This is a genomic window from Waterburya sp., from assembly GCF_058530065.1.
Window position 1 is genome coordinate 1 of the sequence record NZ_JBZNBU010000280.1, and the last position, 19,570, is coordinate 19,570.

Genomic DNA, 19,570 nt, shown 5'->3' on the forward strand with positions numbered 1-19,570 from the left:
AGATTCGCCCCGATGTCTGTACGATCTGCATCGGTTTGGCTGCCAGTATGGGAGCATTTTTGCTCAGTGCGGGGACAAAAGGCAAGCGCATGAGTTTGCCCAACTCTCGAATTATGATTCACCAACCTCTGGGAGGGGCGCAAGGACAAGCAACAGATATTGAGATTCAAGCTAAAGAAATTTTATATCTCAAGCAAAAACTCAACCAACATCTTGCAGATCATACGGGTCAGCCCTTATCTAAAATTGAAGAAGATACGGAAAGAGATTTCTTTATGTCTGCCGATGAAGCTAAAGAATATGGTCTAATCGATCGCACTATCGAGCGCAGTCCTTCTGCTAGCAATCCACCCGAAGCTATTGGCTAATTTGGGTTAGCTATCAACTGATTATTTTTTGGGGAGAATTTGTCTAATTCTCCCCGCTTTTTTTGGCGGATAAATAACCGTTATACCATTTCTCTTTGATGGGACTACAGATAACTTTAGGGCTGGGAGACTAGGGGACTAGGGGATATTATCCCGCTTGACGGTTTACCCTCGAATGGGGGGACTGGGGGACTAGAAGAAATAAGCTATCTATTTGTAGCGATAATTTGGAGAATTGGTATTAAATCTTCGGTAGTCCTACAGATTTCTTTCGATCTAGACTTTTCTCGAAAATATTTACAACCAATTGCCAACGATGACAAAAGGCGACCAAAAATAAGGTCTTCTCAAATCTGGGTCGTTTAAAAAATAAAGTTGAGTCTGTTGTAAGGCTTGGGCTATGGTTGCTCCAGATTCCAAATTCTGATAGAACTCAGTCATAAATTCCGCAGTAGCGCGATCGCTTACTTTCCACAAACTAGCTAGGGTAGTCCGTACTCGCGCTTGGGCTGCTATTCCTGCCAATCCTAACGCCGAGCGACGATCGCCTTGAGCAGTTTCGCAAGCACTAAGAATTAGTAACTCGATCGCTTGAGAATGATCGGGATTATCGATCTTAAGCAGGCGATCGAAATCTCTGATTTTAACCCGCTTTCCCCAGACCAAGATATAAGTCTCATCGGGATCGGAATTAAACTCACCGTGGGTGGCAATGTGAACGATGGGAAAAGCCGCAGAGTCAATTTGTTGTTCTAGAATTTCCTCGGTGAAGGTCTGGTTTAATAGTGGTTTGGTGGTGTTCTTGGTTAATTGCTGAATGTCGGCAAGTTCCTCCAAGACATAGGGTAGTGGACTAAATTCTCTACCATCAACTGTTTGTGCTTCGCTGACTCCTGCCATTAGAACGTTGATTTGTGGCTGTCGGGGTCGAGGATCGAAAAGCTGTCGATTGGGAATTACCGCCAGGGCATAGTCTTCAATTAAATATTTACCTTGGTTATAAAGTACGGAAATAGGAATATCTCGCAAAGTATCATCCAAAACAAAAACTAGGGTGTTTACTTCACCGTTTTGTTTCAATTTTGCTAAATCTGCTTCGATTGGTTGAATAATCCATTGATAGACTTTTTGAGCTTCTTGTTTGACTTCTTCGGTAAAGCGAGATTGTCTTAAATAGCTTTGTAGTTTGGCAATTGTTGCTTCAACTTCTGTAGAATTGATGGCTACGGCTCGATGGGCGAGGGGTTGTTGGGGTAACTTATAGATAATTTCTAAACGATCTGCCAGAATCAGGGGATAGATAAATCCTGCTTGAGAATCTATTTCTCCTACCACTGTTTCTAACTGTATTTCGGGTGCTAAAGAACATTGCAAGAAGTTTTCTAATTCCGACAGACGTAAAAAGTCAATTACTTTTAATGCTTGGGTGGTCAAATTTTCGGTGTTAGTGAGTGGATTCTCTTCTGCGGTTAAGAGCAGATCGATTAGCTGACGGTATAAAGGTTCGACACGATCGCGGAAAGAAAATTGTACATCGGAATTGAGGTTAATTAAATCCCTACGCACAGACTCTAAAGTTTGGCTGGCTTGTTGATAAAAAGCGATCGCTGTCTTGATGCGCGTTCCCTTGCGCCTGGCGGCGACGCGGGGTCGCATCGCTCGTTTTCGCTCTTGTTGACTCGCCCACAATCTACCTAACTGCCATTGCCATTGATAGGCAATCTGAGGGGATTTATCGGGTTGAGCGAGCAATAGAGCGTTGGATGTTAAGGCGATCGCCTGTTGACGGCAATCTTGGGCTGTTTGACATATCTGTAATGAGTTTATACTATCCCTCTCATCTAGCCACCAAGCACCATATTCATAAAATCCGCCTAAGTTACCCAAGACATAAGATTCTAAAGCTGGATTGGCGATCGCTTGGGCATTTTGTTGGGCTTGAATTAAAGTTTGCTCGATCTGTTGCCAGTTAGGAGAGTTATTTTGTAATTGAGCCAGACAAGCTTGACTCTTTGCGAGGTTAATTTCGGCATAAATTTTTGCTTTGTCGATTGGTAAGTTAGCCAGATCGATTTGGGCGATTAAGTTATTAGCTAAGGCTTGTTGCTGAATATTGCTTGTGTTTAAAATTAGATCGAGAAGATTTAGTTGGGCTGATATCTTGTTATTTTTAGACTTAGATAGAGCGATCGCATCTGAGTATTGTTGTTGTGCTTGGCGATAAAAATTTTGTGCTTCTGGAGGTAAACTCGAATTGGGCGCGCTCCCTTGACAACGCCAAGGAAGATAGTCGTATTTAGGAGAGGATTGGCGATCGCGAATTAAATTACCTCTGCTTCTGAGGGTATTAGCCAGACTAATTTTAGTTGTTGCTGGTTCGGGATCGGAGGAATTTTTAGCTATGGTTTGCAAAACTAATTCCGACTCGTCTAACTTACCCAGCAAGCGTAAAACATTACCAAGACTGCGCCAGCCAGTTATTTGTAATGGTGAAATATTCTCGATTTTATTTTTTAAGGTTAAATTTCCACAACTATTACCATCTAAGGCTAAGGCTGATTGTAAAGAACTACAGGCGCGTTCGTAGAGTCCTAGTTGCTGTAGAGCTTCGGCTTGGTATATTCTATTGCGAACTATCGCCGACTCATCATTTAACTGCTCAGAGATCTTAATCGCTTGTTGCCAGCTTAAGAGAGCTAATTCTGCTTTGCCCAAATTTAATTGTAAACGACCTAAATTAGTTAAAGTTATAGCGACATTTTGCCATTCTTCACGAGCTTCAAATAGTTTAACTGCTTTTTCCAAATAATTAGCTGCTAAAACTAACTCTCCTGTCCGATAATTAACTTCTGCCTGTTCTACTAACTGTCGGGGATTATCTACAGATACTTGCGATCGCACTGGTGCTATTCCTAGGAACAGAAAGATACTGAACAGAAACAAAACCAGATATCTTTGGCAGTGTTTTCTGAGATAAACACCATACCTGTTTAAAACAGAACCCACCTCATCGAAAGATGAATGCCATTTTCTTGCCATGTTCTATCCCTCGAATCTACATCTAATAAAGGAATTCCCCAATCTAAACGAGCCTGAAAATTATTACCCTGTCGCCATTGTAGTCCTAATCCTACTGAAGAAAGAGAGGGATTTTCGGGATTAGCTATTCCCGAACTATTCCAAGTTGTGCCATAGTCAATAAAAGGAATTAGTTGTACCACTCCCGTATCTTTAAAAACTCGGAAGATGGGTAACTGTAACTCAGCAGAAAGCAGTACGCCATTATCGGTTAAAAGTTGATTCTGGCGATATCCCCGCACGCTATTTACGCCTCCTAAAGCAAACTGTTCGGAAGAGAGTAACCTCTGGTTGGCGATTTGTCCGTTAGTACGAATTAAGAATAAATTATCTCTGCCCAATAGCAACACATATTGCCCTTGAAATTGCCAAGCAAAAAAACGACTGTCAGGAATTCTTTCTACTCCGACTACTTGTTGGTTAATTGTTGAGTCTAAAGCATCCAGCCCAAAATTAAATTGCGATCGCAAGGCAAATACAGAGCGCGCATTGCGTTGGGTGTATTCCTGAAAGAAGCGCAGAGCAAACACGCGAGTTGCTCCTGCTTCATTAGCACCAGGAGCAAGGGGAGAAGGCAAATCCCCAATAGTCGATTCGCTATCTTTAAGATAAGTAGTTAAACCCAGGGTAAAGTCGCGATAACTTTGGCGAGCGATCTTTTGCATAACTGGCTGACGCAGGTTGACTTCGTAGCTGTCGGAGTTGGAGTCAATATCTAAATCGTCAAAGGGAGGCTCGATTATTTCGTTGATACTGCGATTGTATCTAAAGCCAATAGTCCCGTTACGGGTATTCCAGGGAATTTGGTACGCCACATCTATTTCATTACTACCATCGGTATTGTTATAAGCTAGGGCGATTTTATCTCCCCAACCCAAGAGATTGGCTTCGGTTATGTTTGCACTTCGGCGAAAACTGCCCACACTAGGAGGGCGATCGTTCGCTAAGACAATTTCTGAGGTAAAAGTATCTGCTTCGGTTACGGTAACCTGTAGAATACTGCTCCCAGGAGTCGAGCCAGCAGCTAGAGTTGCTGAAATGCGGTCGATTAAAGGATCGATTTGCAAAAGTTGTAGGGCTTCTTGCAGATGGTTCAGGTTTAAGGGTTTGCCAGTAGCTAATTTCAGGCGATCGCGAATATAATTTTGTTTCAGGCGGGAAGAACTTTTTGGTGAATTAAAGATTTGTATTTCTTCTAGTTCTCCTTCAATAATTTGAATTTCCACAATTCCCCGTCTTTTTTGTTGCGTTTCTTGAGGAATTGAAATAAATGCACCAGAAGTAGAGTAGCCATTATTAGCATAAAGTTGAGCCACATCACTAGCAATTTGTAACAGTCGGGAAAGAGGTAGCGATCGCTCGGTAAGATTAGCAACCAGAGGGGCTAATTCGGCTTTACTAAAAGCAGTGTTGCCAGTGAAAATAAACTCAGTGACAGTAATAGTTTCTTCGGTAGTTGTGTCTGGAAGTTGTTCTGAGGTTTTAGGAGAGGGAAGTAATTCTTCTGGTGGTGCGGGAGAGGGAGGAGTTGTAGGCAGGGAAGGAATTGGATTGGGTGGGGTGATATCTTGGGGAGCTATTTCTTGGGGATCTGAATCTATGCTTGGGGCGATCTGAGCTACAGCATGAGGAGAAATTAGACCAAAGCAACTAATAAGTAATACCGAGATCGCAAATGGCGAGCTAGACTGTCCGACAAATTTCCATTGATTTTTTGACAAACCAAACATTACTTCATACAGCCGTTTTCAGTTGAATAGCTCTCTGGGAAAATTTACTAGTTCGTAGTTTTTAGTTTTTAGTTCTTAGTTCTTAGTTTTTAAAGTTTAATTATGTGGTCTACCCATGTGAAAAGCTCAGTAAGTCTTCGATTTGAAATTGAGAAAGCCAGAAAAAAATTAAAGGTAGATGAATCATTATTTTAAAGGAGATCGGGGCAAAAAATAAGGCGATCGCTAATCTTTTCTAGATTAACTGCGTCGCTTTTTAATAGAGTTTGCCAGTAATTTTTTAACTCATTGTCCGAGCGATCGTTGCAATGAAGTAAAACTGCTTGATGGAAAGCATCGTACCAAATCTGCTTTTCGGTATAAAAATCAACTCGCTCTGCCGAACTCAAAAGTTTTGAATCAGGAATCAAATTAGTCACTTCTTGTCGTTGCAAAAATCCTTCAATTTGTAAGACATCATTCATTGAGGAAACTGCTGTTTGACAGTCAGTAACTAAATACCAACGATACCATTGCTCCGATTCTAAACTATGAGGTAGATCGATACTAAAAATGCCTGAAGTTTTGGGTAACTCAACGGGATAAGTTTTAGGTTCTAGTTTGGTGTCGGTTTGGCGATTTTCTACCGATAATTCTGCCATTGGAGGTGCTTCTCCCTGCCATCGATCTGAATATGCCACATACATCCATAGAGTTGGCGATTCAGAAGCGGTTAATCCCCAGCCACTGGAAGGAACTAAAGGAATTATATTGACAGAGATGGAGTTAGCAATACGGCATATACCCCGACTCGCTCCTCCTTGTCCTCGTCCTACTTTAGGTGCATCTGGTGGGGGGGCTGGTTGTTTGAATTTAGCTGGCGTTTTTTGGTTGCTTGCTTGAGATTCGGCGATTGGTGCGCTGAGACTCCTGGGTAAGATTATTAAATTAATGAGGCTAAATAGTAAAAGATTCAATATGGTTCTATTCATAAGATTTCGTAACAGATATCTTAGTAGTACAACTGGCAAGGGCGATCGCCATAGTTGAAGGAATTAAAGGCATTAAACTACCTTGAATAAACAAGAGATAACATACTCCTAAATTACAGCTTATGAGGATAAGAGTAATAGTTCCCGTTTTGCTTTGATTAGAGCGATTTAGCAAGATTGCGATCGCACACCACCCCCCAATCCAAAATACTTCTCCCCACCAGGGTAAAAGCCATAGTAAAGGTCGTTTATCTAAGACAGCACTAATTAACTGACTAACTCCGTGAGCTTGAATATATACTCCTGGTATTTGTTTCTCCGCAATAGATTGATTCGCACTATCGGGAATCAGCCAGTAATCGTTACTAGTTGCCAAAGGCGCGGCAATGCCAATTAAAATAATGCGTCCTTTGAGTTGGGGTAAAAGATTGTCGGAAATTCTCTCTTCAATGATGTCTCCCACCGTAATGGTGGTGGCGATCTCTAAAGGTGAATCGAGGGAACGGTAATTTAAGAGTATTTGTCGTCCACGAGTATCCGTCTTGCGATTGCTACCAAAGTAATTATCTAATTCTCTCAAAACCACTCCGCCAATGTTTAATTCTCCTTGGGAAGTATAATTAAACTCAACCCCTTGGGTTCGTTGTAAATAATGCAGTGCTACCAAAAGACTCAAGCTATTAACTGCCGTACAAGGATCGGTTGCATCGGGCGATCTACCCATAGCTAAAAGCTGACGACGAACAATTCGATCTGGATCGATCGCAAAATCGGCAAAACTCATTTGTTCTGGAGCAATTTCTGGTGGGGGAGCAATCCCCAACCTATCACCATCTTCAGGGGATCTGACTTTACAGACTCCAAACAGGTTATTTTGTTTGAGATAGGGGATTAGTTCTGAATTAGCCTTGGCAACGGGGAAATCACGATAGATATCCAAACCGATAGTTGTAGGTTCGTATGCTTGAAGTTTTTCCAACAGTAGAGCTAGAGTATCATCTGATAGGGAAGCTTTACCTGTAGACTTGACTGTCTGTTGGGCAATATCTTCTGGGGTGGCGATAACCATCAAAATTCTGGAGTCTGGTTCTTCATTGGGACGCATCTGTAGCAGAAAGTCGAAAGCGCTTAATTCCCATCCTTGGAAAATACCCAGCATTCGCATTCCGACTAGAAAAATCGTACTCAGGAAACCAATAGTCAGAGGAGAAATCGATCTTTTTTGAGTTGTTTTTTCTACACGATGGAGTTGTTGCCAACTAGGAGGCTCGATAGCTGGATGTTGGCAAATTACTGGTAACCAACTGGCTGTGGGAAATTTTCCTTCTATTCCTCTAAGTTGTTCTCTCGCCTGTCTGACTGCTAGCTGTAAGTCTTCTCCGGCAGCAAAAGCACGCAAAAAGTACTTTAAAAACCACTGTGCTACCCGATCCGCTACTGGTTCTCGCATTACGATTGCCACTGGCAGGGGAACTGCCTTGGCTGCTAGTTCTCGCACTAAACCCAAACCATCACAAGAATTAAAAATAGCTAACTGCAATCCTTTTACTACTGCTTGCTGGAGAGCTTCTTCCAACTCCCCCATGGTCAAGCTATTATTTTCAGTATTTTGATTAATATAAATTCTGCCTGTCTGCCCGTCATCTTCGCTTTGGCTGTGTCCTGCAAAGAAAAGAATATCCCAACCCCTTTCCCAAAGGCGATCGTTTAATTCTTGTCTTTCTGGTTGTTCTAATAGCAGTAATTCCACATTGGGCAGCTTTCTGAGGAATTTTTCATCTTCTTGCACTCTAATTCCCTTACTATTACCCAGAATCGCCAAAATTCTAATTTTTTCTGGTTTTATAGCCGATTTAATTAGGGGTGGTGGATATTCCGCAACGCTTAGAATCACCTCTGCTTGGGGATAATCCTTTTTCACCAACTGCCAGCGATGCCAAGGTAATTGCCAAATATCGCGATCGCTACTTTGAACGACGACTCTAATGGAATCTTGAGCGTTAAGTTGCGTTCTTAGCTGCTGTTCTATATTGTTAAATCCTAAATTACTCAACCAATGATTGAGACTGCGGTCTAATTTCTGACAAACACTACTATATTCATCTTCAGAAAAATGGGTAACGCCAGATTCTTCAATCTCAATCGACCTAGTGCGATCGCTGTAGTAATTAATCGCTTTATATAATACCTGCCAGGAACGATAAAGTTCTAGTAGTTCTGGGGCGGATGGCAAGCTTCCCGTTGTCTGCATCCAAAGATTTCCCGTCTTTCCCAACTGCATAGTAATAGTTGGAAAACCCGACTGTAAATTTCCCGTGCCGAAATTGAGAATAACGAGTTTGGTCATGAAATTAAAAACGTTGCATCAAAATGAGATAGCTTTGGTTGACTGGGGGGTATTATCCCGCCCTGACGGGACGAATGGGGGGACTGGGGGACTAGGAGAAAGGCGAGGCGATTCGGTTCGCCGCATCTGTGGGAGATAAATTAGTTTCTACTACCATGGAACATCGTGTTAAAAACTAAAAGTTTCTGTTAAGCTCAGATCGTCGAGGGTTATCTGTAGCTGAAAGTTAGTATTTCGCAAAATTTTAAACGGTTTTAGTTGTACCCCTCTATCCTGAGTTCTGGCGGTAACTGACTGAAGCATATCTCCCGATTCAGCCAGTAAAGCTAATCTAAGATTAGCTGGTAAATAATCTTCTCCAACTTGGGGATACATTTGAACCACGAGACGTAGTTTGTGATCGGACTCTTGAGTCAAAGCCAAGAGTAAAACCACAGTTTGCGAACCTAGTTGTACTCCTAAATCGATTAACTTAGCTCGCATTAGTTCGCACTCAGGCAACAAACTATGAACTTTAGTTAAACTGCGAAAAGCCCCCGCGCTTTGTAGTTCTATGTCTCTTGCTCCCGATAAACCCAACCAAATTTCCTGGCTGCGATCTGCCATGTGTTCTAACCATCCAGGTAAATTAGGCGATCTCTCTCTTAATTCAGGATTAACAGTGGATTTTGATTCGGTGGGAAAAATTGTTTCTATTTTTTGCCACCCTGGAGAAATAATATTATCGAACCAATGGCTTAATTGGACTTGGGGTTGACTTAAAAATTCTAAATGTTTGAGTAAGTCAGTAAGAGGTTGCAACTTATTTAATAGCAATCGATCGTGGTTAGCTGTGGGAGTAAAACCCAATAAGGTGGCTTTTTTTTGCTCTATATCTATTTTCACTACTATATAGCCAATGCGATCGCAGCATACTTCTGGTGGTAGAAGGCAAAACCGATCTTTTACTCTATCTGGTAATAGAGGACGACATTCGAGCTTTCCCAATCCTTTTACCATCAAGTCCGCCACATCTTCACACAAGCGCACTACGGGATTCCAGCTATCGCTACGATCTAGCTCGGTTTCTATGTTCATTAGCTCTAAATAATCCCTTACAGCCCAAACCGCCAAAGTATTAAGGCGCACTTGTTCTTGTTGTCCTTCGTGGGGTTGTTGAGAAGCAAATTTATTGGCAGTTGTCAAAGCCTTCGTTGTAATCGGTATTTCTAAAGAATTTTGTTGTAGCATCACGATCGCACCTTCCTTTGTGTTCAAAATTTAGTTCAAAAATCCTCGATCGAGAGCAAATTGACGCAACCGAGGACGACATTGTCGCTGATAGAAGTTGGCTAGGGTTGAGTAAGAACAGTTTAATTCTGCTTCTAGAGTCTTCCAATCTGTTGGTGGTGGTAAGCGTCGCAGAATGAGGACTTGACAAGTAATATCCGCACGATTTTTAATATGAACCGAACTTAATTCGTCATCGGGGTCGTTTTTTACCCAATCAAGGGTTAGTTCAAAAATTGGTGGAGTTTGAGGGGGTGCGGGAAGTTGTTGAATTGGATCTTCTCCTCGTTCTTCTGCAATCTTCGGGATAGCAACTTCTCGCTGTTGTTTTTGTTTTATTTCTTGTTGGAAAGAAAGCAATCTATATTTAAGATAGCTGTTGAGCCAAGTAATTACCTGACTTCTTTCGGGGTCGTATTGTTTGCCAGTATTTGCTTCACAAAGATTGCGACAAAGGTAGAGCCAAGTTTGTTGTAGAGCATCTTCATAAAAACTATCGTAGGAATGCCAAAGCTTTCCCGATCTAATTATGGTTTGAATCAGTTTGGTCAAACCACTGTTGCGTTGCAAACTACCAGGAGGATGCTGACAAGTTTCGGAGATCGCCTTTGCTAATTGTCGGTCAAATTGATTATTTGGTGTCCGACTCATAATTTTTTTTCATTATCTTCTTCTCTACTTATTTATCACCTTGAATTGAAATTTTTTTCGCAGTTCAAGTAGTTTTACTTGATTAAATTTATCTCTCATTCTAGATTGCGATCGCTTTTATGGGACAGTATTTTCTCTGGTGGTATGCCTAAATTATTTAATCGATGGAGAATAAACTCTTGGCGTTCGAGATTGCCTAATTGCTGTAGTGTAGGTAAATCAGATACTATCAGAATCGATCAATATGTCCAAAGAAAGCGATCGCCAGCAGTAGTTAAAGCATAACGATATTTAAAATGTAAGTGACCGCAAAGCACTAATTTGGGTCGATTAGCAACGAGCAATCTAGCCTATTCATTGCCAATTTCATCGTATCTGGCATTAGAATATCTTTTTTGAAATAATGCTAGGGCATCTGGAGAAATAATATCTTTGACCCAGTCATGTAAGATCAGAATATTGGCAGTTTGATAGTCTAATGCCCGTTCTATTTCCGATTCGAGAAAGCCAATATATTTTTTATTAGAATAACGGTCTATTTCAGTTGCGGACGGACGTTGGTTTAATTGAAATAGATTTTCTTCTAGGCGGGTAATTCCCGCCTTATTTTGAAGTTACTTTTTAGTTAACTTTCAAGCTAACATTGGTTAACTTATTACCTAGATCTGTTTCTAACTTATTACTGTTATTAACTTTAACAACACCATGTATGTTAGTTAGTCCTTCATTTTTAGCTGGATTGCTAACCCACAACCCAGGGCGTTTTTTATTATCTGTAATCGAGAAATTTTTGCCAAAATCTATATTGCAAGATACTCCAGGTGTATTAGTATTGAGAAGGCTCACAGGATAATAGTTACCAGACGTAGTTGCTGTGTTGTTTAATGTTATGTTTTCAAAGTTAAGATCGAAAGTTTTACTGGGATTTTTGTGATCGGATTTGACAGAAATTCCGTGTTGTCCTGAATTAGCAATCTTACAGTTTTTAATCGTGATAAAACCTTTAGGACCGTCGGTGAATTTGGGGTCGTGAGCATTAATGGAAATTCCATCTTCTTTATTGCCTCTAGAAGTGCAACCGTCAAAAGTAATACTGATGTCAGAAACATTAGATCCTCGATATCTGAGCAATCCTACTTGAATGCCATTCCGTTGATTGTTCAAAAATTTATTATTTTTCAATCTAATGTTAGATAATTTTTGCCAATCATAATCTGGCTCAATATCAATACCTGCAGAAGGTTTAGTCCCGCTAGTACCTTCAAAAGTACTGTTTTGTACTAAAAGGTCTTTCGCGCTTGTAATAGTGAGTCCTTGTCGATGATTGTTCTTCGCAACTACATCTCGTATTACTCCTGAAGAGAATTTTTTTGCAGGGGCTTTATTTCCTTCGCTCAAACCGTGAGCCACAATAATTCCATCGCCTCCTGAATTTTCCAGACTCAATCCTTCGACAGTAACATTTCTTGCACCTTTCAAAACTATGATGTGGCGAAATTGCGAAGGCTGATAAAGATTGGAGTTCTGATAGTCAGACTTACGCATTTTGATGGTGGCTCCATAACCAGAAAGAGTTACATTGTCAGCCAACACCGTAATCATATTGTCGGTTGTCCCTTTAAAAGCTCCTTTTTTAGCTTCTAGGACAACCCCTGATTTGAAGATGATTTTTTGATTGGGTTGTTTAGCAAAAATTTTCTGACCTATTATCCAAGGTTTTGCTGCCTTAGGAATGATAATGGTTTTATCTCCAGAATCGATCGCCTTTTGAATGTTGGCAGCATTGTCGCCTGATTTCCATTTAACTACCACATCTGCCATTGCTGCTTGAGTAGACAGAGAAAGTCCAGCCACTATAGTTAGCAGGGAGACTAAATATTTTGATTTCATGAATCTTTAACCAAGACTTTAAGTTTGTCAGGTTCATGTTCTCATTTCAAGCAAAAAAGTCACGTCTTTTTGATATTTATTTGTTCGACTTTACATTATTTTTTATATGCTCAATATTGTTAATAATTAAGACTTATTGCATTGAGTTGAAAATATGTTGATGGTATCTGGATTGTTTCGACTTCCAGGAAAAAAATATTTAATTAAATTTCAAACTAGAGCGTTTAAATGTTGAATCAGTTGTGGTGCTTGGTGAAATCCTTCGATCTTTTCGGCTGGTTGACCGTTTTTAAATAGAATCAAAGTAGGTAAAGCTTCAATCTGATATTTCGCAGCTAGGTTGGGATACTTTTCAGTATCGATCTTAACAACCTGAAGGCGATCGCGTAAATTAGCTCCTACCTGTTCTAAAATAGGAGTCATCATTTGACAAGGACCACACCAAGTAGCATAAAAGTCTACTAAAACAGGAACTTTGGTGCTTTCAAGTAAATCTTCAAAACTGGAAAACTGTTTTTTAACTGCCATAGCCAGGGCTTATCCTCCCTTGTGGAGGGCTTCTAAGGTGTAAATAATTAGGTTGCCAAGAGAAAATTAGTCTTAGGGACTATTTAGCCTATATGATAGCTAAGTTAATAAGAGATCGTTGTAATTCTCTTTAGTTTCTTAAGATAGGCAAAAGGAAGAGTTGGTTATGGAATTATTACCTGCAAACTTGCAACATTTAAAAGACAAAGTAGCCGTGGTTACGGGTGCATCGAGAGGCATTGGCAAAGCAGCAGCAATAGCTTTAGCAACCCAAGGGGCAAAAGTGGTGGTTAATTACGCCCGTTCTAGGGATGCAGCAGAAGCTACAGTGCAAGAAATTATTACTGCAGGGGGGGAAGCCGTCGCCGTACAAGCAGATGTTTCTCAAGTAGAACAGGTAGATAGTTTAATTAAAACTACTCTAGATAAATTCGGAAGTATTGATGTTTTGGTCAATAATGCAGGTATTACTAAAGATACTCTTTTGCTAAGAATGAAACCCGAACAATGGCAAGCAGTGATCGATCTCAACCTAACTGGTGTTTTTTTGTGTACCAAAGCAGTTAGCAAAACTATGTTAAAGCAGCGCAGTGGCAGAATTATCAATATTGCCTCGGTAGCTGGACAAATGGGTAACCCTGGACAAGCCAACTACAGTGCAGCTAAAGCTGGAGTAATCGGCTTTACTAAAACCGTTGCTAAAGAATTGGCGAATCGTGGAGTAACTGTTAATGCAGTCGCCCCAGGATTTATTACCACCGATATGACCGAAGATCTTAAGTCGGACGACATTATTAAATTTATTCCTCTCGGTCGTTATGGTAAGCCTGAAGAGGTTGCTGGTACGATTCGCTTTTTAGCAGCAGATCCCGCAGCAGCCTACATTACTGGACAAGTATTTAACGTCGATGGTGGAATGGTAATGGCATAAAATTGTTATTGACAATTTTTCTGCTTATAACTATTAGCTAGTTTTGAAATAATCGTCTATTGCCAACTCCTAATTTTCCATTGTTACAGGAATTTGTTGGATACGTCGGGCTAAGTCTTCGGCAGATTCTGGATGATTGAAGAGTACCATTGTGCTGGTTTCGTTCCGCTTAAACCCAATTCTTTCATAAAAGCTTTGTTGATGGGTGGTAGTTAAATAGACTCTTTCTACTTTACTTACTAAGGGATGGGATAGGACAGTTTGAACTAACTTTCGTCCCAAACCCACGCCTTGATAGTCTGGATCGATAACTACATCCCAAATAGCAGCGCGGTAAACTCCATCAGAAGTAGCTCTAGCAAAACCAATCAGATGCTTCTCATCCCAGACTGTAACCACAGGATTACTATGGGCGATCGCAATTTCTAAGTCGTCGATATTTCGCTCTCGCGCCCAAAAAGCAGTTTTAACGAACAGGCATTGTAGCTGCTGAACATCTACTTGTGATTTATCGGCACAAAATTGAATATGACTGCAATCCATTGCGTTAATCTCTCCTCTGACTATCTAATAAAAATGAGAATTACTCTTTAGCTTAAAATTAACTTAATTTAACTTTTGCTAGTGCGATCGATAACACTGGCGATCGACGCTAAACGTCTCTAAATTTTACAGTTATATTTGCAGTTTTTTGGCTAAACATCTAGGTTATTTATCTTTGTATCCTGACATTTTTCTGATTTCTATTGTTCGACTATTAACATCAACTACCAACAAAATGATTACTATCGCTTTACCTAAAGGAGCACTTTTGAAAGACACTATCGAACTATTCGGCAATCTAGGTCTAGATTTTAGTGCTTTTCTCGATCAATCAAATCGTCAACTACAAATCAACGATCCGACCAACACTGCAAGAGCTTTATTAGTTAGAGCGCAAGATGTCCCCGTCTATGTCGAATACGGTCAGGCTCAATTAGGAGTGGTCGGTTATGATGTGTTGCGAGAGAAGAAACCAGAAGTAGCTAATTTAGTCGATTTAGAATTTGGTTACTGTCGTTTATCCGTAGCAGTACCCAAAAATAGCCCTTACAAAAGATCTGTAGAATTACCCCCTCATGGCAGAGTTGCGTCTAAATTTGTTAACTGCGCCAAAGATCATTTTGATAGCATCGATTTACCTGTAGAAATCGTACCCCTATCTGGATCGGTGGAATTAGGGCCAATTACGGGAATGTCCGAAGCGATCGTCGATTTGGTTTCTACAGGGAAAACTCTCAAGGAAAATGGTTTAATTGAAACGGATATTCTTTATGAAAGCACTGCTCGCTTGATCGCCCATCCTCTAAGCTATCGTCTTAATCGAGATAATATTAACGACTTGGTCGCCAAATTAAGATCTTAATTCTAGTTTGTGTGGTGTGTCACTCTAGAAATGGTAATTAACTACTAACTACTTTTAGAGTTAAGTAGTCGAGAAATAGTATCGATCAGTTGTTGGGGCTGAACTGGTTTGCCCAAATAATCGGTTGCGCCGAGTCTTTTGGCTTCTTCTTTATGGCGATCTCCCGTGCGAGATGTCGCCATCACGATTGGTGTATTCTTGAATGCAGGTTTGGCTCTAATTTTTTCTAAAAGCTCAAAACCATTCAATCTAGGCATTTCTATATCTGAAAGAATTAGATTGATTTTGCCTTTATATTGTTCGATTTGTTCTAGAGCCTCTTGTCCGTCGCGACAGACAAGAACTTCGTAACCAATGGAAGTCAATATTTTATCGAGCATTTTTCTAGTAGCCACAGAATCTTCTGCAATCAAAATTGTAGAGGTACTACTAGTAATGGTTGCCACGCTGTCTTTAAAAGAAGCTACGGAAATGCTCTCTTTTTCTAATCCTTGAGGAAAAAGCACGGGTAATAATTCTCCCGAACCTAAAACCGTACAACCTGCTAAATAAGCTGGAATGGGAATAGTTTCATCAAAAGGTTTAACAATTAATTTTTCTTCTCTGACAATAGCATCAACCAAAATTACCACGGGTTGAAAAGCAGTTTCGAGGACTATCCCCACTTTGCCTTGACTGTAGTTCAAAGGTTGTTTGGGACAGGGGAATAAATTCGATGCAGCAGCTAAAGAAATAATTCTTCCTTGCCAGTTGATCTGGTTTTTCTGCCGATTGGTAAAATATAAATCTCTATAGGGTAGGATCTCCCTAATGCTAGTGTGCGGAATAGCTACCAAACGATTTTGCAATTGCACCAGTAATAAAGATTGTAAGCTGAGATTTACAGGAAGGACGATCGCAAAAGTAGTACCCAAGCCAAGATCGGTTTGAACCAACAACTGTCCTTTAAGCTGGCGAATTAAATTTAGTACGATATCCAAACCCATACCGCGACCTGAAATATCGCTCACTTTGGCTGCGGTGGAAAAATCTGGTTCAAAGATCCAGTTAAGAATTTCTTCGGGGGAAAAATCTTGAATGGATTTCTGGGGAGGACAAATTCCTCTCTCAACGGCTCGTTTATAAACCTTTTCTCGGTTGATTCCCCCACCATCATCCTCGATCGTAATTATCAAATTATTTTTTTCTAATTTAGAAGTCAAACAAATAGTGGCGGTTTCGGGTTTGCCACTAGCCAAACGCTCGTATTTCGATTCTATGCCATGATCGAAGGCGTTATTGAGCAAGTGAGTTAGGGGAGTTTGTAGTTGCTCTAGCAAGATCTGATCCACAGGAGTATTCTTACCTTCAATTTTCAGCTCGACTAACTTATCAAATCTTTGACTTAAACCTTTAATTTGAGGCACAAAACGTTTTGCCAGCAGATCAAAAGAAACTAAGCGAGAATTAGTAACATCAGAATATAGAGTGTTGAGCTTTTTCTGGGTTTGTTCGATATCTTCGGCTAATTCTCGATCAACAAAATCAATATCCGTACGGGCTTCCTGAACTTGGATCATCAGTTCTTGAAAAGATTGCAAGCTAGTATGCAACTCTGTATAGCGATCCATTTCTAATGAATCAAAATTATCATCTGGTTCAGAAGAATCATAACCAACTTCCTGAGCTTTTTGAGCCAAATCGCTAGAACTAATGGCTAGTTGGTCGTATAAATTTTGAATTTGTTCTCGAATTGGTTCAAACTGACGAACTAAAGAGCGCAAACGACGATTGGCTTGATTTAATAGTTGTTGTTGGCTGCCAAACCGAGAGTAGGTCAAAATCAAATCTTCTACATTGTGAGTCATATCTTGCAATCGCTCCAAAGGAATTTTGACGCGATCGACAATAACTTTTTGGGATTCTTCCGCTACCTTGGCAATAATTTTTTCTTGAGATACTTGTGGAGGAGCAAACATTACTGTTGAGAGAGTCGCTTCTGCTTCATCTTCGCCAAAATCAAAAAATCCTCCTTCCTCTAGTTCTCCCTCTTCATATTCATACAGAGATGTTTCAAATTCTTCGGCAACCAAGATCGCCATTTCCTCTTTATCGTCTGTACTTTCTAAATTAGCTAAATACAAGTCTTTTTGTTGGCGAATCTCGTGGACTAATTCTTGTACGGTTAAAAGAGCTTCTAAAGGTTCGACTTCAGTTAAAAAACTTTCAATCGGAGATACTATTTCGCTCAACCAAGGTAATTCTAATGTTTCCCCCAAGAAAGTACATTCATCGATAAAGCCAGTTAAAGCTTCCTGAATTACTTCTTCTGGAGTTTCCATTCCTAAGTCAGCGATCGCTTGACACAATTCTTCTAGGTCTTGATTTAAGCCATTGGCGATTAATTCATAATTATCTTTATCTAAGACTGTATTGGTTGAAGATTCTTGACTGACATTAATATTATTTAAGTAGTTAGCAATTTCAATTCGCAAACTTCCTACTATTTCTTGAGTTACCAGTAAAGCTTCTACTGCGTCCGATTCTGCCAAACTTTGGGTAATAGGAGTTATGGCTGCTGCTAACCAAGGTAAATTAAGAGTTTCAGCCAAAAAGAGACATTCATCGACAAATCCTGATAATATTGGCTCGATTACCTCTTCAGGAGTATCTAATTCTAATTCTTCAAGAGCGACAAAACTATCTTCTAGATCGACTGTTAGAGTATTGTAAATTAAAGCATGGGAACTACTTTGAGCTTCAGTGTTGCTGGTAGACTCAGTTTCAGTTTGAGTAGAATTAGATCTTACTAAAGACTCTAAAGCAACGATTAATTCAGGATTTGCTGCTGCATCGTCTATATGGCGAGCTTGACTGAGGACATAGCCAACTTCATCGATACTTTTTTCAATTAATACCCAGGCTAGTTCTACCTCCGCAATTTTTCCTTCCTGAACTCCTAAGATCGCGTCTTCCAATTTATGTGCCAAATTTTGCAAGCTACTCAGGGATGCTAAACCCGCACCTCCTTTAAGAGAGTGGGCTGCTCTTAATAAAGCCGTGAAATCTGGTTTGCTACGATCTGCAATACCCGTTTCTAGTAGATGAAGATATTCAGGAGCATCTTCATCTAAAAAACACTGACGTGCTTCGGCGGTAATGGCAGCGAGAATTGCAGGATCTAACTGAGAACTCATATTTGATCGGACTAGGTCTTAATAAAGATTAGTGAGGAAGATAAAAAATTAATGACAACAAATCGATCGTTAATATCTTTAAATTAGCCAGAAAGCTTAAATTGCGATACGGATTCTTGAAGATGTTCGGCTTCTTTCACCAAAATTCGTAACGATTGCACCACGTTTTGGGCTTCATCGGAAGTAGTTTTTGCTACTAAAGCAATACCGTTAATTTTTTCGTTAACCTGTTTGGAGTTATCGGTTTGCTCGATAGTGTTGGTAGAGATTGATTTGAGATATTCGTCAATTTGCTGACTAGTTTGCGCCAAGCTTTGCAGATTGAGTTTGGTCATCTTAATTAATTCGCTACCGTTGACAACTTCTGAAGTACTAATTTCCATCCCATCTAATACTGAAGTGGTATCTTGCTGAATCGCTTCCACTAGCTGTTGAATATCTTTGGTTGCTTCAGTGATTCGATCTGCCAAGCGACGTACTTCTTCTGCTACCACTCGGAATCCTTCTCCATGTTCTCCTGCCCTTGCTGCCTCTACAGAAGCATTAAAAGCTAAGAGGTTGGTTTTTTCAGAAATACCAGAGATAATTTCAACAATTTGGGCAATTTCTTGGGAGGATTCGGCGAGTTGTTTAACTTTTTTGGCAGTAGTGGCAACAGTAGTACGAATTTTTTCAATACTGTTTACCGTTGCATCCATCGCTAAATCTCCTTCTTTAGCTTGAATCGAACCATTTCGGGCGATTTTTGCTGCTTCTTGGGCGTAGTCGGCAATCGTTTTTACCGATTGATTGATTTCATCGATACCAATCAAGGCTCGTTCGATCTCTCCTGCTTGGGTTAGAGCAGATTCTGAAAGCTGTCTGACGGAATCTTCTCCTGCTAAAGAGAGTTGACTTACTTCCCCCGAAACATTTTGCACTTCTTGTAACAACACTTGAAGTTTTCTCAGGGTAGAATTAAACGCATCGGCGATCGATCCTACCGCACCATCAGTCATTTCGGCTCGTACGGTTAAATCACCTTTTTTGGCACCTTCTACATCCAACAGTAAGCCCATAACTCCATGTTGTAGTTTTTCTTTTTCTTGACGCTGGCGTTTAGCTTCTGCTTCTTGGGTATGAAGTAAATCTTGAATTTGACCCGCCATTTTATTGATGTTAATTCCTAAATCGGCGATTTCATCTTTGCCCAAAATTGGCACTCGAACGTCAAAATTGCCTTGTCC

16 protein-coding genes are annotated in these 19,570 nt (G+C 40.3%); 5 read left to right on the plus strand and 11 right to left on the minus strand.

Going from position 1 to position 19,570, the window contains the following annotated elements; all coding sequences use genetic code 11:
• Nucleotides 1-368 (plus strand): ATP-dependent Clp protease proteolytic subunit (locus AC33VI_RS16780; protein ID WP_491783407.1); only part of this gene is annotated, 368 nt, incomplete at its 5' end.
• Between the two features lie 297 nt (nt 369-665).
• Here the strand turns inward: AC33VI_RS16780 and AC33VI_RS16785 are convergent.
• The 4 genes from AC33VI_RS16785 to AC33VI_RS16800 all read right to left on the minus strand — a co-directional run bounded on the left by AC33VI_RS16785 (nt 666) and on the right by AC33VI_RS16800 (nt 8,494).
• A complete protein-coding gene (locus AC33VI_RS16785) occupies nt 666-3,407 on the minus strand; it encodes a CHAT domain-containing protein (protein WP_491783408.1) in 2,742 nt (913 codons plus the stop codon).
• Nucleotides 3,359-5,176 (minus strand): ShlB/FhaC/HecB family hemolysin secretion/activation protein, encoded by a 1,818-nt coding sequence (locus tag AC33VI_RS16790; RefSeq protein WP_491783409.1) that lies wholly within the window; start codon nt 5,174-5,176, stop codon nt 3,359-3,361. The genes AC33VI_RS16785 and AC33VI_RS16790 overlap by 49 nt, the downstream gene beginning before the upstream one ends.
• 191 nt (nt 5,177-5,367) lie before the next feature.
• Complete coding sequence (locus AC33VI_RS16795; protein WP_491783410.1) at nt 5,368-6,147, minus strand: DUF928 domain-containing protein; 780 nt, start codon at nt 6,145-6,147, stop codon at nt 5,368-5,370.
• Entirely contained in the window at nt 6,140-8,494 is a 2,355-nt protein-coding gene (locus tag AC33VI_RS16800) for a CHASE2 domain-containing protein (protein WP_491783411.1), read from the minus strand. The genes AC33VI_RS16795 and AC33VI_RS16800 overlap by 8 nt, the downstream gene beginning before the upstream one ends.
• Between AC33VI_RS16800 and AC33VI_RS16805 the strand changes: the two genes are divergently transcribed.
• Nucleotides 8,493-8,633 carry a hypothetical protein gene (locus tag AC33VI_RS16805; RefSeq protein WP_491783412.1) on the plus strand — a complete coding sequence of 47 codons (141 nt, stop codon included), beginning with the start codon at nt 8,493-8,495 and terminating at the stop codon, nt 8,631-8,633. The two genes, AC33VI_RS16800 and AC33VI_RS16805, sit on opposite strands and share 2 nt — an antisense overlap.
• 29 nt (nt 8,634-8,662) lie before the next feature.
• Here AC33VI_RS16805 and AC33VI_RS16810 read toward each other — a convergent pair whose 3' ends face one another.
• Both AC33VI_RS16810 and AC33VI_RS16815 read right to left on the minus strand, forming a co-directional pair.
• Nucleotides 8,663-9,751 carry a DUF1822 family protein gene (locus tag AC33VI_RS16810; protein ID WP_491783413.1) on the minus strand — a complete coding sequence of 363 codons (1,089 nt, stop codon included), beginning with the start codon at nt 9,749-9,751 and terminating at the stop codon, nt 8,663-8,665.
• 3 nt (nt 9,752-9,754) lie between these two features.
• The gene (locus tag AC33VI_RS16815; protein ID WP_491783414.1) at nt 9,755-10,414 is read right to left on the minus strand and encodes a sigma-70 family RNA polymerase sigma factor; all 660 of its coding nucleotides are present in this window, start codon (nt 10,412-10,414) and stop codon (nt 9,755-9,757) included.
• 78 nt (nt 10,415-10,492) lie between these two features.
• On the opposite strand from AC33VI_RS16815, the gene AC33VI_RS16820 reads away from it, so the two are divergent.
• On the plus strand, nt 10,493-10,699 hold the full coding sequence (locus AC33VI_RS16820; protein WP_491783415.1) for a hypothetical protein: 207 nt from the start codon (nt 10,493-10,495) through the stop codon (nt 10,697-10,699).
• 336 nt (nt 10,700-11,035) lie between these two features.
• Here AC33VI_RS16820 and AC33VI_RS16825 read toward each other — a convergent pair whose 3' ends face one another.
• Nucleotides 11,036-12,304: a right-handed parallel beta-helix repeat-containing protein gene (locus AC33VI_RS16825; RefSeq protein WP_491783416.1), complete on the minus strand. Its 1,269-nt coding sequence runs from the start codon at nt 12,302-12,304 to the stop codon at nt 11,036-11,038.
• A 210-nt stretch (nt 12,305-12,514) separates the two neighbouring features.
• A complete protein-coding gene (gene trxA / locus AC33VI_RS16830) occupies nt 12,515-12,832 on the minus strand; it encodes a thioredoxin (RefSeq protein WP_491783417.1) in 318 nt (105 codons plus the stop codon).
• A gap of 166 nt (nt 12,833-12,998) precedes the next feature.
• Here trxA and fabG point away from each other — a divergent pair, with 166 nt between their 5' ends.
• On the plus strand, nt 12,999-13,763 hold the full coding sequence (fabG, locus tag AC33VI_RS16835; RefSeq protein WP_491783418.1) for a 3-oxoacyl-[acyl-carrier-protein] reductase: 765 nt from the start codon (nt 12,999-13,001) through the stop codon (nt 13,761-13,763).
• 69 nt (nt 13,764-13,832) lie between these two features.
• On the opposite strand, the gene AC33VI_RS16840 is transcribed toward fabG, so the two are convergent.
• A complete protein-coding gene (locus AC33VI_RS16840) occupies nt 13,833-14,306 on the minus strand; it encodes a GNAT family N-acetyltransferase (protein ID WP_491783419.1) in 474 nt (157 codons plus the stop codon).
• 235 nt (nt 14,307-14,541) lie between these two features.
• Here AC33VI_RS16840 and hisG point away from each other — a divergent pair, with 235 nt between their 5' ends.
• On the plus strand, nt 14,542-15,168 hold the full coding sequence (gene hisG, locus AC33VI_RS16845; protein ID WP_491783420.1) for an ATP phosphoribosyltransferase: 627 nt from the start codon (nt 14,542-14,544) through the stop codon (nt 15,166-15,168).
• A gap of 44 nt (nt 15,169-15,212) precedes the next feature.
• Here the strand turns inward: hisG and AC33VI_RS16850 are convergent, their stop codons facing one another.
• Both AC33VI_RS16850 and AC33VI_RS16855 read right to left on the minus strand, forming a co-directional pair.
• Nucleotides 15,213-18,344, minus strand: a complete 3,132-nt coding sequence (locus AC33VI_RS16850; RefSeq protein ID WP_491783421.1) for a hybrid sensor histidine kinase/response regulator — start codon at nt 18,342-18,344, stop codon at nt 15,213-15,215.
• A gap of 83 nt (nt 18,345-18,427) precedes the next feature.
• Nucleotides 18,428-19,570 (minus strand): methyl-accepting chemotaxis protein (locus AC33VI_RS16855; RefSeq protein ID WP_491783422.1); only part of this gene is annotated, 1,143 nt, incomplete at its 5' end.

What these genes read in the sequence shown, in the direction of transcription:
- AC33VI_RS16785 (WP_491783408.1), bottom strand. Translation starts at nt 3,407, where the DNA reads ATGGCAAGAAAATGGCATTCATCTTTCGATGAGGTGGGTTCTGTTTTA.
- AC33VI_RS16790 (WP_491783409.1), bottom strand. Translation starts at nt 5,176, where the DNA reads ATGTTTGGTTTGTCAAAAAATCAATGGAAATTTGTCGGACAGTCTAGC.
- AC33VI_RS16795 (WP_491783410.1), bottom strand. Translation starts at nt 6,147, where the DNA reads ATGAATAGAACCATATTGAATCTTTTACTATTTAGCCTCATTAATTTA.
- AC33VI_RS16805 (WP_491783412.1), top strand. Translation starts at nt 8,493, where the DNA reads ATGAAATTAAAAACGTTGCATCAAAATGAGATAGCTTTGGTTGACTGG.
- AC33VI_RS16800 (WP_491783411.1), bottom strand. Translation starts at nt 8,494, where the DNA reads ATGACCAAACTCGTTATTCTCAATTTCGGCACGGGAAATTTACAGTCG.
- AC33VI_RS16815 (WP_491783414.1), bottom strand. Translation starts at nt 10,414, where the DNA reads ATGAGTCGGACACCAAATAATCAATTTGACCGACAATTAGCAAAGGCG.
- AC33VI_RS16825 (WP_491783416.1), bottom strand. Translation starts at nt 12,304, where the DNA reads ATGAAATCAAAATATTTAGTCTCCCTGCTAACTATAGTGGCTGGACTT.
- trxA (WP_491783417.1), bottom strand. Translation starts at nt 12,832, where the DNA reads ATGGCAGTTAAAAAACAGTTTTCCAGTTTTGAAGATTTACTTGAAAGC.
- fabG (WP_491783418.1), top strand. Translation starts at nt 12,999, where the DNA reads ATGGAATTATTACCTGCAAACTTGCAACATTTAAAAGACAAAGTAGCC.
- AC33VI_RS16840 (WP_491783419.1), bottom strand. Translation starts at nt 14,306, where the DNA reads ATGGATTGCAGTCATATTCAATTTTGTGCCGATAAATCACAAGTAGAT.
- hisG (WP_491783420.1), top strand. Translation starts at nt 14,542, where the DNA reads ATGATTACTATCGCTTTACCTAAAGGAGCACTTTTGAAAGACACTATC.
- AC33VI_RS16850 (WP_491783421.1), bottom strand. Translation starts at nt 18,344, where the DNA reads ATGAGTTCTCAGTTAGATCCTGCAATTCTCGCTGCCATTACCGCCGAA.